20 protein-coding genes and 2 pseudogenes are annotated in these 21,570 nt (G+C 35.2%); 18 read left to right on the top strand and 4 right to left on the bottom strand.

Features of this window, described 5'->3' with window-relative positions; genetic code table 11:
- The first annotated feature begins 411 nt into the window (after window positions 1–411).
- From AC3WSK_RS17055 to AC3WSK_RS17045, 3 genes are all read left to right on the top strand, one after another.
- Window positions 412–1,275, top strand: coding sequence for a GNAT family N-acetyltransferase (locus tag AC3WSK_RS17055; RefSeq protein ID WP_492414809.1), 864 nt, complete (start codon window positions 412–414; stop codon window positions 1,273–1,275).
- Window positions 1,276–1,387: 112 nt separating this feature from the next.
- Complete coding sequence (locus AC3WSK_RS17050; RefSeq protein ID WP_492414808.1) at window positions 1,388–1,918, top strand: GNAT family N-acetyltransferase; 531 nt, start codon at window positions 1,388–1,390, stop codon at window positions 1,916–1,918.
- 71 nt (window positions 1,919–1,989) lie between these two features.
- Window positions 1,990–2,199: a hypothetical protein gene (locus AC3WSK_RS17045; protein ID WP_492414807.1), complete on the top strand. Its 210-nt coding sequence runs from the start codon at window positions 1,990–1,992 to the stop codon at window positions 2,197–2,199.
- 79 nt (window positions 2,200–2,278) lie between these two features.
- Here the strand turns inward: AC3WSK_RS17045 and AC3WSK_RS17040 are convergent, their stop codons facing one another.
- Window positions 2,279–2,626, bottom strand: a complete 348-nt coding sequence (locus tag AC3WSK_RS17040; RefSeq protein ID WP_079560331.1) for a hypothetical protein — start codon at window positions 2,624–2,626, stop codon at window positions 2,279–2,281.
- Window positions 2,627–3,199: 573 nt separating this feature from the next.
- On the opposite strand from AC3WSK_RS17040, the gene AC3WSK_RS17035 reads away from it, so the two are divergent.
- Window positions 3,200–3,976 carry a class I SAM-dependent methyltransferase gene (locus AC3WSK_RS17035; RefSeq protein ID WP_492414806.1) on the top strand — a complete coding sequence of 259 codons (777 nt, stop codon included), beginning with the start codon at window positions 3,200–3,202 and terminating at the stop codon, window positions 3,974–3,976.
- A 116-nt stretch (window positions 3,977–4,092) separates the two neighbouring features.
- On the opposite strand, the gene AC3WSK_RS17030 is transcribed toward AC3WSK_RS17035, so the two are convergent.
- Complete coding sequence (locus AC3WSK_RS17030) at window positions 4,093–4,491, bottom strand: glucosamine 6-phosphate synthetase (RefSeq protein WP_492414805.1); 399 nt, start codon at window positions 4,489–4,491, stop codon at window positions 4,093–4,095.
- Between the two features lie 310 nt (window positions 4,492–4,801).
- On the opposite strand from AC3WSK_RS17030, the gene AC3WSK_RS17025 reads away from it, so the two are divergent.
- The 12 genes and pseudogenes from AC3WSK_RS17025 to AC3WSK_RS16970 all read left to right on the top strand — a co-directional run.
- Window positions 4,802–5,392, top strand: coding sequence for an undecaprenyl-diphosphatase (locus AC3WSK_RS17025; RefSeq protein WP_079560334.1), 591 nt, complete (start codon window positions 4,802–4,804; stop codon window positions 5,390–5,392).
- Window positions 5,393–5,619: 227 nt separating this feature from the next.
- Window positions 5,620–5,976: a hypothetical protein gene (locus AC3WSK_RS17020; RefSeq protein WP_079560335.1), complete on the top strand. Its 357-nt coding sequence runs from the start codon at window positions 5,620–5,622 to the stop codon at window positions 5,974–5,976.
- A gap of 17 nt (window positions 5,977–5,993) precedes the next feature.
- Window positions 5,994–6,218, top strand: coding sequence for a hypothetical protein (locus AC3WSK_RS17015; protein WP_492414804.1), 225 nt, complete (start codon window positions 5,994–5,996; stop codon window positions 6,216–6,218).
- Between the two features lie 377 nt (window positions 6,219–6,595).
- Window positions 6,596–8,074: an Lsa family ABC-F type ribosomal protection protein gene (locus AC3WSK_RS17010; protein ID WP_079560336.1), complete on the top strand. Its 1,479-nt coding sequence runs from the start codon at window positions 6,596–6,598 to the stop codon at window positions 8,072–8,074.
- A gap of 269 nt (window positions 8,075–8,343) precedes the next feature.
- Window positions 8,344–8,940, top strand: a complete 597-nt coding sequence (locus AC3WSK_RS17005) for a hypothetical protein (protein ID WP_427483963.1) — start codon at window positions 8,344–8,346, stop codon at window positions 8,938–8,940.
- A gap of 600 nt (window positions 8,941–9,540) precedes the next feature.
- Window positions 9,541–11,364: an IucA/IucC family protein gene (locus tag AC3WSK_RS17000; RefSeq protein ID WP_492414803.1), complete on the top strand. Its 1,824-nt coding sequence runs from the start codon at window positions 9,541–9,543 to the stop codon at window positions 11,362–11,364.
- Window positions 11,336–13,090, top strand: a complete 1,755-nt coding sequence (locus tag AC3WSK_RS16995) for an IucA/IucC family protein (RefSeq protein WP_492414802.1) — start codon at window positions 11,336–11,338, stop codon at window positions 13,088–13,090. The genes AC3WSK_RS17000 and AC3WSK_RS16995 overlap by 29 nt, the downstream gene beginning before the upstream one ends.
- A gap of 2 nt (window positions 13,091–13,092) precedes the next feature.
- Window positions 13,093–14,325: an AMP-binding protein gene (locus AC3WSK_RS16990; RefSeq protein ID WP_492535076.1), complete on the top strand. Its 1,233-nt coding sequence runs from the start codon at window positions 13,093–13,095 to the stop codon at window positions 14,323–14,325.
- On the top strand, window positions 14,322–14,579 hold the full coding sequence (gene asbD, locus AC3WSK_RS16985; RefSeq protein ID WP_427483967.1) for a petrobactin biosynthesis protein AsbD: 258 nt from the start codon (window positions 14,322–14,324) through the stop codon (window positions 14,577–14,579). Before AC3WSK_RS16990 ends, asbD begins: the two co-directional genes overlap by 4 nt.
- A 13-nt stretch (window positions 14,580–14,592) precedes the next feature.
- Entirely contained in the window at window positions 14,593–15,561 is a 969-nt protein-coding gene (locus tag AC3WSK_RS16980; RefSeq protein WP_492414800.1) for a DUF6005 family protein, read from the top strand.
- Entirely contained in the window at window positions 15,558–16,382 is an 825-nt protein-coding gene (locus AC3WSK_RS16975; RefSeq protein ID WP_079560342.1) for a sugar phosphate isomerase/epimerase family protein, read from the top strand. Before AC3WSK_RS16980 ends, AC3WSK_RS16975 begins: the two co-directional genes overlap by 4 nt.
- 14 nt (window positions 16,383–16,396) lie before the next feature.
- Window positions 16,397–16,486, top strand: a pseudogene (locus AC3WSK_RS16970) (RidA family protein); the annotation flags it as partial.
- Between the two features lie 165 nt (window positions 16,487–16,651).
- Here the strand turns inward: AC3WSK_RS16970 and AC3WSK_RS16965 are convergent.
- Complete coding sequence (locus tag AC3WSK_RS16965) at window positions 16,652–17,692, bottom strand: flavin-containing monooxygenase (RefSeq protein ID WP_427483969.1); 1,041 nt, start codon at window positions 17,690–17,692, stop codon at window positions 16,652–16,654.
- Window positions 17,693–18,312: 620 nt separating this feature from the next.
- Window positions 18,313–19,818 (bottom strand): adenosylmethionine decarboxylase, encoded by a 1,506-nt coding sequence (gene speD, locus AC3WSK_RS16960; RefSeq protein ID WP_492414799.1) that lies wholly within the window; start codon window positions 19,816–19,818, stop codon window positions 18,313–18,315.
- Between the two features lie 516 nt (window positions 19,819–20,334).
- Here speD and AC3WSK_RS16955 point away from each other — a divergent pair.
- Together AC3WSK_RS16955 and AC3WSK_RS16950 are read left to right on the top strand one after the other, a co-directional pair.
- A complete protein-coding gene (locus tag AC3WSK_RS16955) occupies window positions 20,335–20,604 on the top strand; it encodes a hypothetical protein (protein ID WP_492414798.1) in 270 nt (89 codons plus the stop codon).
- 397 nt (window positions 20,605–21,001) lie between these two features.
- Window positions 21,002–21,570: pseudogene (locus AC3WSK_RS16950) on the top strand (hypothetical protein); the annotation flags it as partial.

The raw sequence follows: 21,570 nt of genomic DNA, 5'->3' as shown, positions 1-21,570 counted from the left end.
AAGCAAAATCTACTTCTTTAGAAAAGAGTAGACGTAGCTAGGGAAACGGCGGGACCATTATAAGTATTCGTTCATAAGATGTCATTTTCAATCACCTATATATGCTAAAAGTAGGAGTGCATAGTCTAGCCTCTATTATATAGATTTTTGTTATTTTTAAAAGGCGTTTATAGGAATATTTTCAATATTTAGGTTCGTCTCCATAACGAAACGTGGGTTGATTTCCGTTTCTCTATTGCTGATCCCCAAGGAGTCGCCCAACCGGAACGAAAATCGACTTTTCAAATTACAACGTTTAAAAATGTCATTACTAACCTTCAATGATAAATCTAAATTTTTGAAAAATTTAAACTTGTGCATAAAAGGGTATACATATAAAATAGAAACAAACGTTCTTGGTGGGGTGGGAAAATGACTACATTTAATCAATTACAGTTAGTAGTATTCGAAGAAAATGATATTCCAGCATTAATTGCCCTTTCTGACTCTGTCGGGTGGGATTACGATGAATTTGAAATTAGAACAGTGATGAAGTCTGGTGAAATATTTGGGCATAAAAATGCCGAGGGGGCAATTGTTTCAAGTGCGGCCATTATCACATATGATTCAAAGGTAGCTTCTATAGGCATGGTTATTGTGCATGAAAATTACAGAGGGCTTGGCCTTGGGAAATTAGCTACTCAAAAATGTATTGAAAGTGTTTCAGAACAAACGGCAATTATGCTCGTCGCAACGGAAGAGGGTGAACCGTTATATAAGAAAATGGGCTTTGCCACTGTTGATTATGTACATAAATATTTGAATAATAACTATTTCAGTGACAAAAACCTAGCTAGTAACGAGTATACAATTGAAGATTTTTATGAGCGAAATTTTGCCGATATTGTCAGCTTAGATGCAGTAGCCTTTGGAGTTAAAAGAAGTAATTTTCTACAGAATAGAATAAAACAATCGAAGCAATGTATCGTTATGAAAGATTCTCATGGGAAAATGATAGGCTTTGGCTTATCCATTTTAGGCCCACTCAATCTAATTTTCGGCCCTATTATTGCGCCTGATTCTCTAACAGCTAGTCTCATCATTCATACTTTAGCGAAGGATCATAATGGAAAATTAAGAATTGATGTACCATCCGGTCATACTGAATTTATTAAATGGTTAGAGCAAAGTGGTTTTATAGAAGCAAATAAACCTCCAGTGATGATTCTGCATGGTGAAAAAATGCCGACTAGAAATGATACACTATATGCTATAGCTGCACAAATTTTTGGATAAAACATTTATACAAAGGGAGCACACGTTTTATTGGGTGTGCTTTTTTGTATTAAAGGATTTTAAAGGAAGTGTGGAGAATAGAGAATAAATGTATTTAAAGGGGGAGAAGTTTGTGTTTCCAAATTTAGAGACCGAAAGACTTATTTTAAGAGAGCTGATGCAAGATGATGTGCAAAGCCTCTTCAATTGCTTTTCTAATGAAGAAGTTACTCGCTATTACGGACAAGAACCATTTATAGAGTTACAACAAGCAGAAGATTTAGTGGACTTATTTTCAAAAAACTTTGCTGCAAAAAGAGGAATACGATGGGGCATTGAAAGGAAAGGAGAAAAGGGTATAATCGGGACAATTGGTTTTCATGCCTGGTCGCCTATACATAGACGAGCAGAAATCGGTTATGAAATTCATCCTGATTATTGGCGAAAAGGGTATACGCAAGAAGCGGTTACCGAAATTATGTCGTATGGCTTTCAAAATATGGGGCTAACTCGTATAGGTGCTGTTGTATTTATTGAAAACGAAGCCTCGAATAAGCTGCTAACTAAAATAGGCTTTCAAAAAGAAGGAATTCTTAGAGATTATATGTACCAAAATGGGCTGGCACACGATACATTTGTCTATTCCATTTTAAACAATGTTTAAGGAATCACTTCTTCTACCCTGAAATTCGGCAAAAGTGAAGAAGTTAGTTAGGGGATAAACGTCCCGTAAGTATGGAGATACAATATAGCACAGCTTATTTTGAAAAGTTGGATTTACTTGAAATTCTATATGCAGGGCAGGCAGCGCTAAATGAAGCGCTACCCACACACATTGTCAGTAAAAGTCATTTGGAACGCTTTGACCAAATAGAAGCAGCCATTGCTAAGCTAAATAAGGAAATTCGAATACTTGAGCTAAACATTATCCAGTCCGTAAAATAAAAAACTCATGCAAAAAGACTTGCATGAGTTTTTTGTTGGGCTTCATTTTAGATGATTGTTTTAATCTTAAACTTTTTTCTCAATCTAGTGTAAATGCTGCTAAAAATACCATAGCAACGTTTATTACAAGGGCAACAATATTTAAAAAATCAGTTGTTGGCATGATTACAATAATCAATGATGATACAGCAACAAATAATGGGATTATTTTAGTGATCTTTGAGACTAGTTGTAGCTTGTGATAATGTCTAAATATGAAATAAATACCTATTAAGATTGGTGCTGTAAGCAATACGCCTAAATATCCCCATGCATCTTCAATAAACCAAGGGAAGATGCGCATACGTGAAGTGAAAATAAAAAGATTTAGAATGATAGTTCCTATTAATAGGCTGTTTATTATAATGATTTTCTTGTTTTTCTTCATTTTGATTACTCCTTTAAAAATAAAATATAATTCATGAATTTTCCTCTTACATATTAATACCAATGATCATCATCATCGTTTATACACAATGCTGGCTCATCATATTTTGATATACTAATATTTCTCGCAAACTTAATCCAAACTAGTATTCCCCCTAATGTTTTTTTGAAGTATTCATACCTTTGAGCTAGTGCAGCGTTGGTCCGTTCAATAGATTTTCTATAGAAATCAATTACAACTTCTTAATTTAAACGACTTCATTTTACGAATAACATTCACTAATAGTGTAATATTACACTATTGGTAACCGTTTGTAAATAAAATGATTGTGGTAAATATTAACACGTTATAATATTTGTTTATATCTAGAGGGGGGGCTTTGCACTGAGGGTTGTAATGGAAGAAAGTAAGAAATCACATGATAAAAATTTTAGTCAATGTTTATGTTGATAACGGTAACTTATAGAAATTTATAATTAACATTGATTTTACTTATGGATCTAAGAGATGTAAAATTGTGTTAGCAAGAATATCCAGAAAGATTGGTATTAAAAACAGAAAAGAGTGATGAAGATGGGCATTGATTTTCACAAAAAGGACAATCAAACTACTTATACAACTCGGCATGCTGACCATTCATGGATTGAAACAATGAAAGAATTAGTCCCTATCACGAGTATTAATAAGGCTGCAGATATTGGCTGTGGCGGAGGGATTTACGCTAAAGCATTAGCCGATATGGGCGTAACTTCTGTGATCGGTGTGGATTTTTCAGAGGCTATGCTCGTTGGGGCAACAGAAAATTGTAAACAATATCATCAAATAACTTTCAAGCAAGGAAATGCTTTGGCAACAGGCTTAGATGATGACAGCTGTCAGTTAGTACTAGAACGAGCTTTAATACATCATATCCAAGATGTAAAGGCTTGTTTTCAAGAGGGATATAGAATTTTGGAGGATGAAGGGGTCTACATTATCCAAGATCGGACACCTGAAGACTGTCTTCTTAAGGGAGATGACTGCCATATTAGAGGCTATTTCTTTGAATGTTTTCCAAAATTAAAGGAACAAGAAATTAAACGGAGACATAGTAGTGAGCTAGTAGTTGAGACCCTTAAGGAAATAGGTTTTAACGAGATTACAGAAGTAAAGTTATGGGAAACAAGAAATGTGTATGAACTGAAAGAGCAATTGTTAAACGATTTACGGGCAAGAACAGGTAGAAGTATTTTACACGAAATAGACGATGAAGAATTAAATGATTTAGTGAATTATATTGATCAGGCTATTTCAACTGGGAGTTCTATAGTGGAAAAGGATAGATGGACCATTTGGAAAGCCGTGAAATGATTATAAAAAGGATTCTTTCTGATGAACTATCCGACGATAAAGTAGTTCAATCAATTATTCATCGATTCGATAAAAAGAAGCTCTCGTTCGTTTTTTAAACGAGAGCTTGTATCTTTTTATTCGCCAACTAATGCGAGCATGAATTTGTCTCGATCCGCTTCCTCCTGCATTTTATTCTCGACGAGCATTGCACCGTATCTCACATTTGTCATATCCCGATCAACTAGAAATTGAACATTCACTTTTGAAGCTTTTTTATTGATAGGGCAATCTCCTTTAAATTCTACAACGTCCTGTCCTTTTTGAGTTTTAAAATATACCCAATATGGATTTTTACAAGTGTTGGCAAAGCCAGATTCTAACGTCTTATTACTATTTTCGAATGAATAGCTTTTAACATATGTAATATATTCATTATCTGTAATGTCCTTTTGTGGACCGTAAAAATACCAGAATACCCCTAAAATCCCGATTGGCACAATCCACAGAATGTTCCTTTTGCTTAATTTCCCCATAATTGAAAGCCCCCTTTATGAGAATATTTTATCATTTTTACACTGATTTTTGCTAGCTTACAATAATATTTTCTAGCCTAAGAATTATTATTGTAGATTACGTCATTTTGTCTGTTGTTTGTTGATTAATGGTTTTTTTATTTCAAAATATTTATGGGAAACTATGAGGCTTATAATGACGTCATTTATGAGCGTATGTAGGTATTCAACTTGGGTTATGTCACAATGTGGGCTTTAAGCACCTGAAAAGCCAGTACTTGTTACATTACAAAATGAACACCTAGAAATTAAATGCAAGGAGATTTACAAAATGAATTATGGATTGTTTCAATGGATTAATGATATAGCGGGGCGCTATCCTTTTCTGGATAAAGGGATGATCTTCATCACCGATAGTGTTCCTTATGTCGTAATCGTATTTATGTTATTTTTATGGTTTACTGCAAACAAAGAAAAAAGGGTAGAAAAACAATATACTGCTATATACATTGTCTTTACATGTTTACTAGGATTGGGTTTAAACGCACTCATTCACTTGGTCTACTACCATCCACGACCATTCATCACATATAGTGTTCATCAATTAGTACCGCATGCTAATGATTCTTCGTTTGTAAGTGATCATTCCGTATTAGTATTCGCTGTAGCATGTACGTTGCTTTTACGAAAAGACTCGTGGAAGTTTCCTGTTTTGGTATGGGCTATCCTAGTGGGTATTTCCCGTATCTATGTCGGCGTTCATTATCCAGCGGACGTGATTGGCGGAGCCCTTCTGTCATTTGGGGCAAGTTTAGTCATTATTAAGTCTTCTAAAAAAATGGAGCCGGTCGTACAAATCCTATTTAATATCTATAATAGACTAACGAAACGTATCCCTTTTTTAGCGAAATTCAGCCATTAAGATCTGTGTCAGGAAAATAGTCGTTTTATACTTTTTTAAGAGTATGTTTTTTATTTAATTGAAAAGCATGCTCTTTTTTTTATATTATAAATTTTGAGCCAGAAGTAAAAACGAGTGTAAAGTTAGGGTAGCTCAAACTTTGATAATGGTCGATAGCGAAGTAATGAAAGTACAATACATATAATTATTATTATCTATCCTTAGATTAACAAAAAGGAATGAATATTGTGAGAAGAAAAGGACATTTCATAGACAAAAACAAAAATCAGATTTTTAACGATGAAGCATTAGTTTCAAGTAAAGTTTACCCTGATACTCCTACATTACAGGAACTTGAACAAATGATTTTTAATGGATCAGTAGAAATGATATTTATCTGTAACTATCAAACAGAACAAACAAGCAAATTAGAACTACTGTCGATTAATGATGTTAAGTATGAATGGCATACGAAATATAAAAATAATATTAGCCTTGATGATGAAGCGTATCTAAATGATTTCCCTAATGGGTACTGTTTTTTTGTTGAGCTTTGGGAAGGCGAAAAAGGAACTCCTATTTTGGTGTTATTCGAATGCCATTAAATTGAAGGGATAGGTATTTGGATTGGGGAGACTTCACTAAATTTAACCTCAGCTCTCCTTTAACGTTCGGAAAAGTTAATGACGGTCATGTTGTGAATTTTAATGAAAAAATAAAATCATCCGGTATTAATGTGACCAATAGAAGTCAATTTGGCATTGATATCGATACTGAATTGTATTTCATAAAAAAATTTGGTAAAATAAAAATACAAATTATGAGAGGACTGATGAATGGACGATGATTAACTAAACTATATTTTTATTTGAAATGAACAACTTCAAACTTCAAATTACAAAATATAGGATTAGTCTGTCCATTTTTATAAATCAGTTTATACTTTATTTGTCATGTTTCCGATGGCAATTAAGGGACTTATTTACGATCAGTAAAAGACTAATCCTTCCAATTACAAATTGGGAGGATTTTTTTATTCTCTCATAAACAATTTAAACGATAAGGGGAGAGAGAAATGGGCGATTCAGATACTATTGTTACGCATGTATTACTCCGTACAAGTCGTTAATATCCATCAAACATATGCGGAGTGATTTAGAATGGATGGATATGCCGACTTTGTATAAAAAGTAAAAAGTGTTGATATACAAAGGAGGAATTATCATGTCAATGATACAAGTTCAAAATTTAACTTTTTCTTACCCAAGCAGCTTTGACAATATTTTTGAAAATGTAAGCTTTCAAATAGATACGGATTGGAAACTAGGATTTATCGGTAGGAATGGGCGAGGAAAAACAACATTCTTTAATTTATTATTAGGGAATTATGAGTATAGAGGGAAAATCAATTCTTCGGTCGAATTTAATTATTTCCCTTATCCAGTTTCGGATAAAAACAAGTATACTCATGAAATCATGGAAGAAATTTGCCCCCAAGCAGAAGATTGGGAAATTCTTCGTGAAATATCCTATTTAGACGTTGATGCCGAGGTCATGTATCGACCTTTTAATACATTATCAAATGGAGAACAGACAAAGGTGTTGCTTGCTGCACTTTTTTTAACAGAGGGACAATTTCTATTAATTGATGAGCCAACCAACCATTTAGATACGGAAGCGCGAAAGATAGTCTCTGAATATTTAAGGAAGAAAAAAGGATTTATTTTAATTTCACATGACCGAAATTTTTTAGATGGCTGTGTTGATCATATTTTATCTATAAATAGGGCAAATATTGAAGTTCAAAGTGGTAACTATTCTTCTTGGAAGCTGAATTTTGATCGACAGCAGGAACACGAAGAGGCGACTAATGAGCGTCTACAAAAAGATATAGGGCGATTAAAACAATCTTCGAAGCGTACATCCGGTTGGTCTAATCAAGTGGAAGCTTCCAAAAATGGGACAACGAATTCAGGCTCTAAGTTAGACAAAGGTTTTGTAGGACATAAAGCAGCGAAGATGATGAAGAGAGCAAAAAACATTGAATCAAGGCAACAAAAAGCTATTGAGGAAAAGTCAAAACTGTTAAAAAATGTGGAAAAAACCGAGTCATTAAAATTAGAATCATTGGCCTTTCATTCAAATGAATTGATTGTTATGGCCGACGTGTCTGTTCAGTATGATAACCAAATAGTGAATAAGCCAATTAGCTTTAAACTTGAACAAGGTGACCGAATTGTGCTTGATGGAAAGAATGGAAGCGGAAAAAGTAGTATACTCAAACTCATGCAAGGAGATCCGATACAGTATACGGGCTCGATGTATGCAGGTTCAGGCCTCATTATTTCCTACGTCCAACAAGATACTTCTCATTTGAAGGGAATGTTATCGGACTTTATTGAAGAGCATGGGATTGATGAAACGTTATTTAAATCTATCCTACGTAAGATGGACTTTGACCGCATTCAATTTGAAAAAGATATTTCTCATTATTCTGGCGGACAAAAGAAAAAGCTACTTATCGCCAAAAGTTTATGTGAAAAAGCGCATATCTATATTTGGGATGAACCGTTGAATTTCATTGATATTTATTCGCGCATGCAGATTGAAGAGCTTATTCAAAAATTTAATCCCACAATGGTATTTGTTGAGCATGATCAAGCATTTCAACAAACAGTTGCAACAAAAACGATAACGCTGTAAACATGATTAAACTATATGAAAGCTAAAACCGTTTAAAGAAGAATCCATTTTGATCAATCTTTTCAAAATGGATTCTTTTATTTTTTGTCAACTAATGATGTAGGTAATGTTTTTTCATCAAATACAGACCTTGAAAAAGGAAGACGAAATTCACTTGATTTCTACGCAAATTACAAGCCTATTTCTAAAGAGTATTACACGTACAATGATTGGAGTTAACAGAAAAAAACGGTGAAGTATTAAGAAAATAATGAAAGAAGGCATATGGCATGTCATTAGAAAATTTAGTAAATCGTATTTGCATAGAGGCTAAAAATAGAGATAGTAAAAAAGTAGACGAGTTACTATATCAACTTTGTGAGTATGAGAATCTTAAAATACTGGATATTTATCCATATCAAATAAAAAGTAATGAAAAGTTTAGTCAAGTAGAAGTATTCTTTGATAAATTGGAAAGTAAAGATTTTCAACAAAAAACTCAGGATTTTCATTCGTATTTTAAAAGCTTAGAAAAATTCGAGAAATTTTTTGAGCTGATATGGTTAGGATCATCTGAATTTTATGCTTCTTATGCTGTACCATTAACTTTGTATAAAGATACAATGTATTATAAATTCTACGAGAGGGAATGGAATGAAATATTACCCAAAAAACGTGAAGAATCAAATTTAATAAACATTGATGAGTATTCTATGTTACTTTCTCTCATTAAATTAGCTGTTTCGGATCATCTTGATGTATTCTTCATTATACCTGAAAAGAATATTGTATTTAGAGGGGATGGATTAGCGTTTATCCTATATAGTGAACATAATCTTGATCTATTTGAAAAGATAGCTAATACTGAGGGGCTCTATATACGTTGATACTCTAACTATATTGGACTTCTATTGAAAGAATAGGAGAGGTTAATCAGTTGCTGAGAAGCCATTCGTAGCGAAGTACATTGCAGATGTTTAATAACATAAAAAAAGAGAGTAAGGTACTACTCTTAGAATAAATAGGATAATATTTGCATAATTTCGAGCTTAACCAGAAAGCCGTTTTTACGGTCATTGCACAGGCTAAATATTAAATACAAAACGTCAAACAGGGTTCACATTATATGATGTGAACTTTGTTTGACGTTTTCTAGTTCTTTATAATATTTTGTCGTCAAACTGCATCTTATATCAATTATCTTGCGCATGTGATGCAAGAATTGAAATATTCTTCTACACTTTTACCTATTTCGATGGTGTATATTGCCATATAGGACTTTAGACAGTTGAGTCATTTCTATATTTCCTATAATATGTAATTGTAATTGAAAGTGATAATCATTATCAATTGTTTTTAGCAACATATTTGTTCCCATTCAATTCTTATCATCAGTCTTTTTAATTAGGGAGACTAATTTTTTATCAGCGAGTGATAACCATTATCATTTGGTAGGGAGAAGGTTTTGTGAAAGGATGATTAATTACATGCAACAGATTGCTAAACAGATTGCAGAAAATGCAACGTTTCAGGCGTTTATGAATTGTTATATACGAGAGGTGAGTAGCGGACATTGGGTCAGGAAGGAGGAGTGGATAAAAGAACAGCGACTATCTATCTTGATTACAGAGGCACATATGTTAGAGATTGAGTTGCCGATCCAAAACACACGTTTTGCATTTGGCGTGGAATACAAATCTCTTGTTGGAAGACATATATTTGGTGTTTCCTTGAAATATTGTACGAAACAAAAACAATGGCTTGTCGAAGATAAATTAACGATACTCATCACGCTCATTCAGGAACTGCATTTTATGGCAAAGGCGGATGGATGTCTTGGACTTTCTTCCCATTTTGATGAACTGATTCTTCGTATAATTGAGAGCTATCAAACGATGGCAAATTATATTGAAAAGAGTTTGGAAGGTAAGAAACAAAATGGAGCTAACTGTACGTTTATTGAAGCTGAGCAGTCTAACTTACTTGGACATTGGCTTCATCCGACACCTAAAAGCAGACAAGGGATGGCAGATTGGCAACAAACGAGTTTTGCGCCAGAGTTACAAGGTTCTTTCCAACTTCACTATTTTCGTGTCGACCGTAAAATTGTGAAAGAGTCCTCTGTATTAGAAAAAAGTGCAAGTGAACTCATTTCTCAGTCTTTAACAAAATCACAACCCGATTTTGTTATGTCAGAGACAGATTGCTTCATTCCGATGCACCCGCTTCAAGCACAGTGGCTTTTACAGCAACAGTATGTAAAAGAAGCGCTTGCTGAAGGGTTAATAAAATACGAAGGTGCGCTTGGGGCATTTTATACAGCAACCTCTTCGATAAGAACGGTATATAGCTCAAATGAAGAAATGATGTATAAGTTTTCAATTCCTGTAAAAATAACGAATTCATTGAGGGTGAATAGAACTCATGAACTAAAAGCTGGGATTGTTATGGCTCGGTTAATGAGTAAGATTGATTTCTTACAGAACCATCCATCTTTCCGGATGATTGATGACCCAGCCTATATGACTGTAGAGTTCCCAAATCAGACGGAATCAGGGTTTGAGGTTATTTTTCGCTCAAACGTATTTCCTAAAGGACATGATGAAGGAATCTGCATGATTGCTACTCTTGTGCAAGAGCCCTTGCCAAATGAAAAATCAAAACTGTGTCAGCTCATTATGAAAATCTCACAATCAGAATTCCGCTCATTAGAGAGTGTAAGCTTAGATTGGTTTAAAGTGTATTGGAAATGCGCTATTGAACCATTATTAAGATTATACGATGAGCATGGAATAGCTCTCGAAGCACACCAGCAAAATAGTCTGTTAAACATTTCTTCAGGTTATCCAACTACTTATTATTATCGTGATAACCAAGGTTATTACTTATCAAAAACATATAAAGAAGTGCTTCTTTCAATAGAGCCTTCTTTACATGAAACAGCTGAGCTATTTTACGAAGATGCCCTTATTCATGATAGATTTACATATTATTTGTTTATGAATCAATTATTCCCCATTATTTCCCGATTTGGAGCGGATCAGCTAATCGATGAAAAAATTCTTTTGAAGTGGTCTATCGATCAACTGCACTTATTAGAAAAAGAATTTACAGGTTTCGGGAAGGCATTTGTTCGTAACATTCTAAAACAAGAAGAGCTTCCGTTCAAAGCAAATTTATTAACAAGGTTTCATGATGTAGATGAACTAGAAGCCGAACTTGAACAAGCGGTATACACGAAAATTCCAAATCCGTTCGTTCTTCAGCATGAGGAGGAAGAATATGCAGCAGCTACAGCCTTTAGCTTCTAAACAAGGAGAGCTACGAGTAAGGCGGCAGCTTGTAGAAGCAATGATTTTTGAAGGACTGATCAAATATGAAGAAACACCTTTAGATAAATGGACTTCAATTTTTACACTTGTTGGTCAGAAGTGCACCTATCGTTGTGAAGGAAGAAGAATGGCGTTTGATCGCATCCGAATACAGGGAGATAGTATTTTTCTAGTAGGAAAAGATGAAACGTTACTAGAAGCACCACTTGAGGATCTAGTAGATGAATTACTTTCGACTCGTAAAGACAAAGTTCGGTTACTGAAAGAACTTCATTTGACGAGTAAGCTATGTGAATGGAATGATCGTCATCTCCAACTGCCGATGTCGAGAAGAAATTCGAGCTATGAAGAATTAGAATCAGAAATCATTGAAGGACATCCATATCATCCTTGTTATAAATCCAGAACCGGTTTTACGATCGACGACCATAAAGACTATGGCCCTGAGGCAAAGCAATCTTTTACCCTTCAATGGGTTGCGGTACGAAGAAGCTACGTACGAATTTCTGTTCTTGAAGAGGAAGAGAACTTTTGGAAAAGAGCGCTAGGGCATTTGCTGTGGGAAGACCTTCTTGCAACGCTAGCGGTATTCGATGGAACATTTGAAGAATATACGTTCTTACCGATTCATCCTTGGCAATGGCATAACATGAAACAAGAACTTGCTGGATTAATGGAGCAAAAAGATCTAGTACCTCTAAATGTGAAAGGAGATTACTATAGGGCAACCCAATCAGTGCGAACATTATGGAACTTTTCAAATCTGAAAAAGGCGCAATTAAAATGCTCGATGAATATGGTGAATACCTCTTCATTACGAAAGCTACATTCTCATGCTGTTTGTGCCGCTCCTCATATTTCAGCATGGCTTAAACAGGTAGTTCAATTAGACGACTATTTACAAAAGGAAGCGTCTCTTATTGTACTGGAAGAATATGCAGGGATTATTTTTGAACCGAATACAAAAAAACATAGTAGAAAACTAGAAGGTCAGTTAGGTTCCATATGGCGAGAAAGTGTGCGCACGTATATGAAGGATGAAGAGGAAGCGGTACCGTTTACGGTACTAATGATGATGGAGTTAGATGGGCGTCCATTTATTGATGATTGGCTTTGCCGATATGGAACGGAGGAGTGGGTAAAACGCTTGATAGAAGTGAGTGTTATCCCTGTGTGGCACTTGCTTGTCGCTCACGGTATTGCTGTTGAGGCACATGCGCAAAATATGATTTTATTACATCAAAATGGATGGCCGACTCGAGTTGTACTGAGGGATTTCCATGACAGTATCGAATATATGGAAGAATTCATTGCAGATAGAAGCCTCGTTCCAGACTTCGAAACGATACACGAATGTTTTAAAGATGCACATGTCGATCATTATTATTGGATGTCTTCTGTAGAGGCTTTACGAGAGTTAGCTATGGATACACTATTCGTGTTTCATTTAAGTGAACTATCTTATTTGCTAGAAGAGCAGTATGGATTTGAAGAAACACGTTTTTGGAGTCTAGTTAAGAACGGAATACAGAAACACTTTGAACGTTTTCCATCATTACGCTCTAGAAATGAACAGCTTCAGCATACTAGTACACATATTTATGTTGAATCTTTACTAACAAAGAAACTTCAAAATCAAGAAGAAGGTAATTTTCGACATATCGTCAACAATACGTTGGCGCAAGCGGATGAAAAGGGGAAATGATGATGTTTTATGTCAATGATCAATTTTATACAGTAGAAGATATCGAGAAGCAATTTGAACTATATGAAAGCTTACCTCACCTAAGAGAGTGTAACAATCGCAGACTAGCTATTTGTACGGATGATACTTTCCAATATATAGCTCTTAGTTTATACATTCGCGAAAAAGGTGGATCAGTTGTCCCAATCCATCCAGCGACGCCAAAAGAGGGATCTGTACGGCTTGCTTCTTCAGCACGTAGTCATCTTTTGTTGTTCCAATCAATCGATTCTTTCATCGAACTATCAAATCATGTCAATAACCAAGAAGGCGTATTAGTTCAAATGAGCTCAGGTACAACGGGAGCTCCGAAATGTATTGAACGAACGTGGAGTTCAGTGGAAGAAGAGATTGAAAGTTATGTAAAGACATTACCTGTCGATTCCTTGACAAATTCTGTTGTTGCTTGTCCGGTTACTCATTCTTATGGATTCATCTGTGGTGTCTTAGCTTGCATAAGAAGGGGAGCAAAGCCGGTTATTATTACGAATAGTAATCCTAAATATATTTTGAAAAAGCTAAAAGAATTTCCTAAGCACATCCTCTATGGGGCTCCAGCGTTACTTTATACATTAAGTAAATTATTACCGGTTGATCAACAATTTGATCGTGTGATGACGTCAGGAACTGTGATGCCACATAGCTGGTTGACATCGCTAAGAGAGAAATCTAACCAAGTACTACAGCAGTATGGATGCTCTGAATCTGGGTGTGTTGCGATTCACCCTAATGTGGAAGATCCGAAAGAAATGGGTTACCCCCTTCCTCATGTGAAGGTGACAGCTGGTGATAAACAAACACCGAGCGAAATTATCATTGAATCGTCTACACAAACAATTCATACGAAAGATCTTGGCTATATAGAAAATAATGTTCTTTCTTTTCTTGCAAGAATAGATGACACGATTAATGTAGCAGGCTTGAATGTGTATCCGCAAGAAGTTGAGGCTGTATTAATGGGTGAGCCAAGAATAGTCGAAGCTGTCGTATATAAGAAACAAGACAACTTATCAGGAGAGCGAGTATGCGCACTATATGTGTCTACTGAACCAATCGATAGTATGGAACTTAGAGAATGGTGCCGGAAATATCTCACTCCACATCAAATTCCGATGGAGTTTGTGTTTGTTCATGAAATTGAAAAGCTACCTAACGGAAAAGTAAGTAGAAAAAAACTTGGAGGCATACCAGTATGACGCGCCAACAATTGATCAAGAGCATCTATGATATTATGGAAAATTCATTAGAGTTGCAGACACTGTCTTCTTTTAATGAAGATGCCCGATTAAATGAGGATTTGTATATGGATTCAATTATGGTCCTTCAACTGATTCTTCATATAGAGTTGGATCTTGGCATCCCCATTCCCGATGAGGTTCTCGTTCCTAAAGATTTCAAAACAGTAGGAACACTAGCAAGCTTTTTAGAAAAACAGCAAAAGGTAGAATAATCGGAGGCTAAAAATGATAAAAGTTCATTGTTTTGTAAGCTGTGTTTGTGAGGTTATTAAGAAAACGAAAGGCGTCGATCATAGGCCCTACTATTTTGGGGTATGGGACGCAGATTTTGATGTCCTCGAAAACGGAGTGCTAGCATACCACTCTGATCAAATTGATCATCATTTCTTTCAAACATGGTATGAAATGCTCTATGGAATTAAGCTTTACAAATGGTATGACGAAAAGCAATCAAAACAAGAAAATACAAACAATCTACTAAGGTTATTAGAGAATAAATCGCCACATCAACATGTGATGGTGATGCTGGATTTATCGATGCTTCCAGAGCGAGAAAATAAATTTCATCAACGTCCATTCCCTCATTATGTGATGCTAGAATCGACTGAAAATGAAGAAGAATGGTTTATGTATGACCCTGATTTTCGCTGGGAAGGGATTTTACCGAAGGAGAGAATTTTAGCTGCAATTCAAGAGCCAACTGTCGAAGGTGGCTATTACTTTGATGCTGAGACGATTATTGCGCCAACTACAGAGACGGTTGAAGCCTATTTTAATACATGTATAAAGCTTCATTGTAATCCGTTGACAGATGCCATTACCGAAATTATTAAAGAGTATATTTCAGGAAAAGAAAGTATGTCAAAACTTCCGACTGCCTTAAAACAATTGCCGGTTATAGCGATTAGAAAGTATGCATATGAGCATGCGTTTGCATTTTTTTGGGAAGCACTTGGCCGCGAAGAGGAAGGCTTTGACACATGGGGTGATGAAATTGAGCGTCTAGTGAATGGCTATACAACGATTCAGTATCGGGCGATGAAGCTTGCGATGACGGAAAATTTGATATTAGCGGAAGATATTTTTGTGAAGTTAGAGAAACAAAATCTCCTTGAGTTCAAGATTAAGCAAGGATTACAAGAATGTTTTGAAGCATGGTTAACATTACAGCACAAGAAAGAGGTTAAAGTATGAAACTATCTATCTGTACAATCTCGTTTCGGCACCATCTCCACTCGATTGACCAATTAGCCCAATTTGCAAAAACGCAGGGGTTCCAAGGAATCGAGCTCTGGGGTGTTCATGCAAAAAACTTGGCAGACGAACTTCATTATGGAGCAGATTGGCTAAGCTCCTACGGTTTGGAAACGAGCATGCTTAGTGATTATTTGCCATTAGAAGCACCAGTTTCTGAGATGATGGCTGAAACAGAGAGGCTATCTTCACTTGCAAGGCGCTGGGGAACAAATAAGATTCGTACATTTGTAGGAAAGAAGGGCAGCTCAGACACAAGTACGAAAGAAAGGGAAGAACTTATTTTTAGGCTTAGAATGCTCTGTGATTATCTTGAGTCAAAAGGACAATATTTGCTTGTCGAAACTCATCCGAACACATTGACAGATAATCTACCTTCAACAATGCAGTTACTCGAAGAAACGGATCACTCAAGCTTACGAGTGAACTTTGATGTTTTACATATATGGGAATCAGGGATGAACCCTATTGTCGCTATGAAGCAACTTCGTCCTTATATCTCACATTTTCACTTTAAAAATATTGCCTCACGTACACAACTTGATGTTTTTGCTCCAAACAATGTTTATGCTGCAGCAGGGTCTAGAGAAGGGATGGTTCCATTGTTTGAAGGTGCAGTTGATTATGGTGAATTCCTAGCAGAAGTAGATTCAAACATGGAGATAGATGCGTCACTGGAATGGTTCGGAGCCAATGTGAAGAGCGTATTAGCAAAAGATGTTCAGGAGATTAAGAAGTCGTTGCAGTTGGTGAAAATATAGTGTTAGGCTGTTTACATCCCGCACTGACGATGGGATATATTGCTGAGTTAGGTTTGCCTGAGATAAAAATTGAAATAGGGATTTGGGCAGCTAAAGTTTATTAATATGTTTTAGTAAACAGAGTATCCCAAGGAAAAGCTGTGGTCGTCTTTTCCTTGGGTTTTTGTATATGTTTATGGCACATAGAGCAACAGTTAAGAAGAGCTTATTAATGAAACTAATATGGTGGGGAAGCGATTTTCAATTAAGCCAAGGTGAAATTGAAAAACTTAAATCATCTTTTTCAGAACCGAGTATAAAAACTCAGCATCTTTTCCGACTCCGCAAATAAGTGCCGATCCTCTTTGATGTTGCCACGGTAGTCCAATATAATATAACCCTTGTATTGGACTCAAACCTCTTTTATGAAGAGGGAAACCATTTGCATCTAAAACTCCCTCTATGTCTACCCATTTGTAGTCAGGAACAAATCCTGTTGACCAAATAATATTTTTCACGTTTGTTTTACTACGATCATTAAACATTATTTCTCCGCCTTGTATCTTTATGACTCTTGGTTTAATATTTATTTTTTCTTTACGAATCAGATGCTTTAACTCAAGTCCAAAAATAGGGTCACTTTGTTTTCGAAACCATAATCCGCGCCTTGTATCCGTTCCTGCATATAAGAGACCAATTTTTTCTAACCAGTAAAAAATGCTTTTCCCTATAATATTAAGTGGTAAAAATTTAAAAGGATGGCTAATAGCGATGGTTACTTCACGATTTTCTGCAAGTTCTGTCGCAATTTGCGTACCAGAATTTCCTCCTCCAATTACAAGAACAGGGCCATCTGGAATCATCTCAGGTGATTGGTATTGAGAAGAATGAATTTGAAACACCTCTCGTGAAAGACTTTGGGAAATTGAAGGAATGAACGGTTTCTGAAAAGCACCAGATGCGATGATAACATGTTTAGAATGAAATATCCCCTTATCAGTAGTGACTTCAAATGTACTTTTTATTTTTTGTACTTTAAGTACAGTCGTCTCCATTTTCACCGGTAACAAAAAACGTTCAGCATATGCTTCAAGATAATCTGCGATTTCATCCTTTGTAGGCAATGCATTTTTATCTCCTTCTAATCTCATCCCTGGCAGTGAACTATATGATTTAGGTGTAAATAAAATCAAGGAATCATACCTATTTCTCCATGTATCCCCAATTCTTTTTTTTCCATCGAATATTACAAAATTATAGCCTCCTTGTTGCAAATAATACCCCATGCTTAATCCAGCTTGTCCAGCACCAATCACAATAATATCTAACATCTCTTGATCCCACTTTCTATTTAAAAATCAATATATGTTCATTTGTTCATATATTCATATATTAAAGTCATTATAACAACTCCTTCTCACACGTCAAGTAATGTTCATCAATTATGATTAGAGTTTTTTTAATGTTTTAACAAAGTTATAGGGATGGTACGAATTGAACAATCAGCTCATAGGTGGAAAAAAGCTTGTAAAAAGAATTTATTGGGCTCACAGATTCAAGGGAAATGGGTTCTGGCAGACCATTAAAACGACAACTTACACCATCGGAAATAATTGAATTACAGGATGCAAGAATTAGGCTACTAGAGGGACAAATGGTAGGGGAGGGAACTGTTAGGTCAATGCGCTACAAGAGTCGTTTTTTTGTCATTTGAGGTAGACTAACAATCTTGTAACACATTAAAAGAGCTTAAATCAAAATTAAATCATTATATGGTTAACTATAACAATTATCGTCATTAAGGGAACTTAAAAAAGATGATCCCTATTCATATAGGAATCACCTTCTAGTTGCTTAATCTCTTTTATATTGTGTCCAGGACATAGGTGCCGTTTTAACAAGTTGTTTTTCTTTTCCTTTTACATTTTAAGGGCCTATATTACCCATTTTTCTATTTACCTCGATATACGTAATGCTGTGTGGCATTTCCTGCATTAAATTGCTCAGTAATATATTGTACGGCCTCTTGTAGAGCTATTTTACTGTTACAAGTGAAAACATCTATTGCAGCATAACCGTACTCTGGCCACGTATGAATCGTCAAATGTGATTCTTGAATGATGACGACACCGCTAACCCCGTAAGGTGAGAAATGATGGAAATTTTCTGTTACAATCGTTGCCTTTGCTTTATGGGCAGCTTGACACATAATTGTTTTAATTTTTTGTACATCATTAAGTAATGCAACATCGCAATCATGCAACTCTAATAAAATATGATGGCCTAATGCATGCTGATCCTGCGTTTTTTGTACTGTTCTCTTTATTTGTGAAAACTTTTTATTTTTGCAGCTAGGGCAACCACTGGACTGAAGATGAGTAATCGTAGTGTACTGATTTTTAGCACCTACTGTAAGTGAGTGTTTACAACGAATACACTGATAAACGACAGATTTTCGCTCAACTTCTCCAGTGTAAATTGGCCGCGTAAATTTACGCTGATTAGGAATGTGGGAAATCATATGTTCTGTTGTTTGTAATACGAATAACTGACTTGTAGCGCCTAAAATCTGCGCACCTTCATAGGTGTTAATGTCGTATTTAATACTATTGATCACGAAGCCCATAGCTTGTAAGCTTTGCTGTAGCTCCCACTGTTTTTGATAGCTCCGTTTAGCGTAGGAAAAAAACACATGTCGCATCGCTTCTGGCTTGAGCGCATTAATTGCACGTGATAAAAAGAGCTGTGCGCCAATCAAGGTATACGGCGTATCTGTGTATACGCAATCAAACTGATGGGCGTATGTTTTAGGCAAAGGCTCCTGAACGTTATAATAATCTGCTTTAATCGGAAGCTCATAGTCTTTAGCTATGTTGCTAATTGTACTTAAGACTCGTCTATCAATATCTAATACAACAATTTTAGTTGCAGAATGTGGAGCGATTTTCTTTAGTAAAAATGCTAATGCAATACTAATAAAATCATCGTCGCCTAAACATAAAATGCGCTTATTGAGTAGCATTGTATAGTCTAGTGCGAGCAATGCACGTTTTAATGCTGTATCAACTGTACATTTGGCTTGATCTATTGCTACGTCAGCTGTGGGTCTAGCATCATAAATGGTGCTTAACTCGCTAATATTTTGTGCAATCCATTCTGTACGAAACGAATTATCTGTCGTTAATTGAAAATAAAGTTTAGCATTTGCACCTGAGAGTTGAAAATATTGTGAGATAGCTAGTTGGCCCTTTTTCGTTAAGCTATGTTTACCCCATCCTTGCTTGGCAAATTCTTTCTTCATTGCAGAAACGATAGGTATTGGTAAGTCTGTCATATTAGCTAAAGATTTGGTTGTACAATTTTTATGAAAATATAAAGCAAGTAAAGCCTTTTCTAATGTGTGATAATGTTCTTCAAGCAGCATATTAGCTGTAATTTGTTGTAATTGTTTTTGCATTGTAGATTCGTCCTCTCAATTTTAAATAGAAAAAATTGAAATTATCTAAATCAACGAATAGAAAAAAGCGCGACTAAAATTAGTCGCGCTAAAATGTTTATACGAAGCTAACTAATTCTAATCTTGCTATTTTTTTGCATAACAAATAACACCTATATCGGTGGTTTGCTCAACAAAATTAAGCTATAAAGTTGATTTAGATTAGAATTCTACATTTAACAAAAAGTTCACCCTTTAATAAAATAGTATTTTTACTATACAATAGATGTAGAAATTTCACAAGTTTTAGAAAGTATCACTAAATAGTGTAATTTAATAAGAAATATTTAGGGGGTACATTTACTGAAATACGCTCTATTTGATATGATTTTTCGATGGATGAAAAAAAGTGGAAATATATATAAAGTAGTTAAATGACATTATATTTATAACCAGTATGTTTTTTAGGAGCCTTAAATGAAGTTTTCTAAAATAAATAATTCGAAAGAGATAAAGAATAGGGGAGGTTGATCTTAAATGGGACTTAGAATAATCATTGCTGAGAAGCCGTCCGTAGCGAAGCATATTGCGGATGCTTTAAAAATTAAAAACAATAATGATGGTTTCATTGAAGGAAATGGTTATTTCATTACGTGTACTTTTGGCCAACTTTTGCGGCTTTTTGATGCTAAAGAATATGATAAAAAGATGGGGAAATGGCAGATGGACTATCCTTACAAGGTGAAGAAGGATCTAAAAAAAAGAAAAAGAAGACTTTGGAGCAAGAAAACAGCTGAGAGTCACTAATAGTTAAATGAAGAGACAAGATGTTCAAATGGTCATTTCTACGTGTGATAACGATTTATCTCTATAAATTTATATGTACATAATTGTGTTTTGGGACAATTTTTTACTTTTAAAAAGAAAAAATTTAGTATCCGTCAACTTCAAAAGATACTTGAGTAAGAAGTTGGCGGGAGTGCTATGAACATCTATACTTCTAAAATGATAGTTATTGTTAAAAATTGAATTAATGCTAGAACTCAAATCTACTATGGTTTACTGCACAGAAAAAAAATCGGGAAAATACCCCAGATACTCCAAAATCTCCAGGTAATCTTCAGATAGTCTTCACAATAACTACAGATATCGCCTATATAATCAAGACTGTAAGACAAAATACTTTAAAAGGAGATTAAAAACTATGAAAAAGAGAAAGAAATTGGCTGCTACTACTTTAGGTGCTGTATTTGCACTTTCAACTTTTGGAGCTGCGTTTGCTGCCGAAGTCCCAACCGAAATTATTGGAGATAGTGAATATGTGAAAGGGCAAGTTAGTAAACCAGCTAACTTTGATGAGATTTCTAAAGAAAAAGTACAAGAAATTTTTAACCAAGTAAAAGCAGGTACATTAACGAAAGAGGAAGCAATAAAACAACTTGATGAAGCTCTTGGAATGAATGGAGTTAAAAAAGCAGTAAGTAAACCAGCGAACATAGATGAGATTTCAAAAGAAAAAGTACAAGAAATTTTCAACCAAGCAGAAGCAGGTACATTAACGAAAGAAGAAACAATAACACAACTTGATGAAGCTCTTGGAATGAAGGGAGATAAAAAACTAGTAAGTAAACCGGCGAACTTAGATGAGATTTCAAAAGAAAAAGTACAAGAAATTTTCAACCAAGCAGAAGCGGGCACATTAACGAAAGAAGAAACAATAACACAACTTGATGAAGCTCTTGGAATGAAGGGAGATAAAAAACTAGTAAGTAA

It is taken from the genome of Lysinibacillus sp. EB271-A1-10B, from assembly GCF_058791335.1.
The sequence above is the reverse complement of the archived record's forward strand: the minus strand, read 5'-3'. Positions and strand labels throughout refer to the sequence as shown.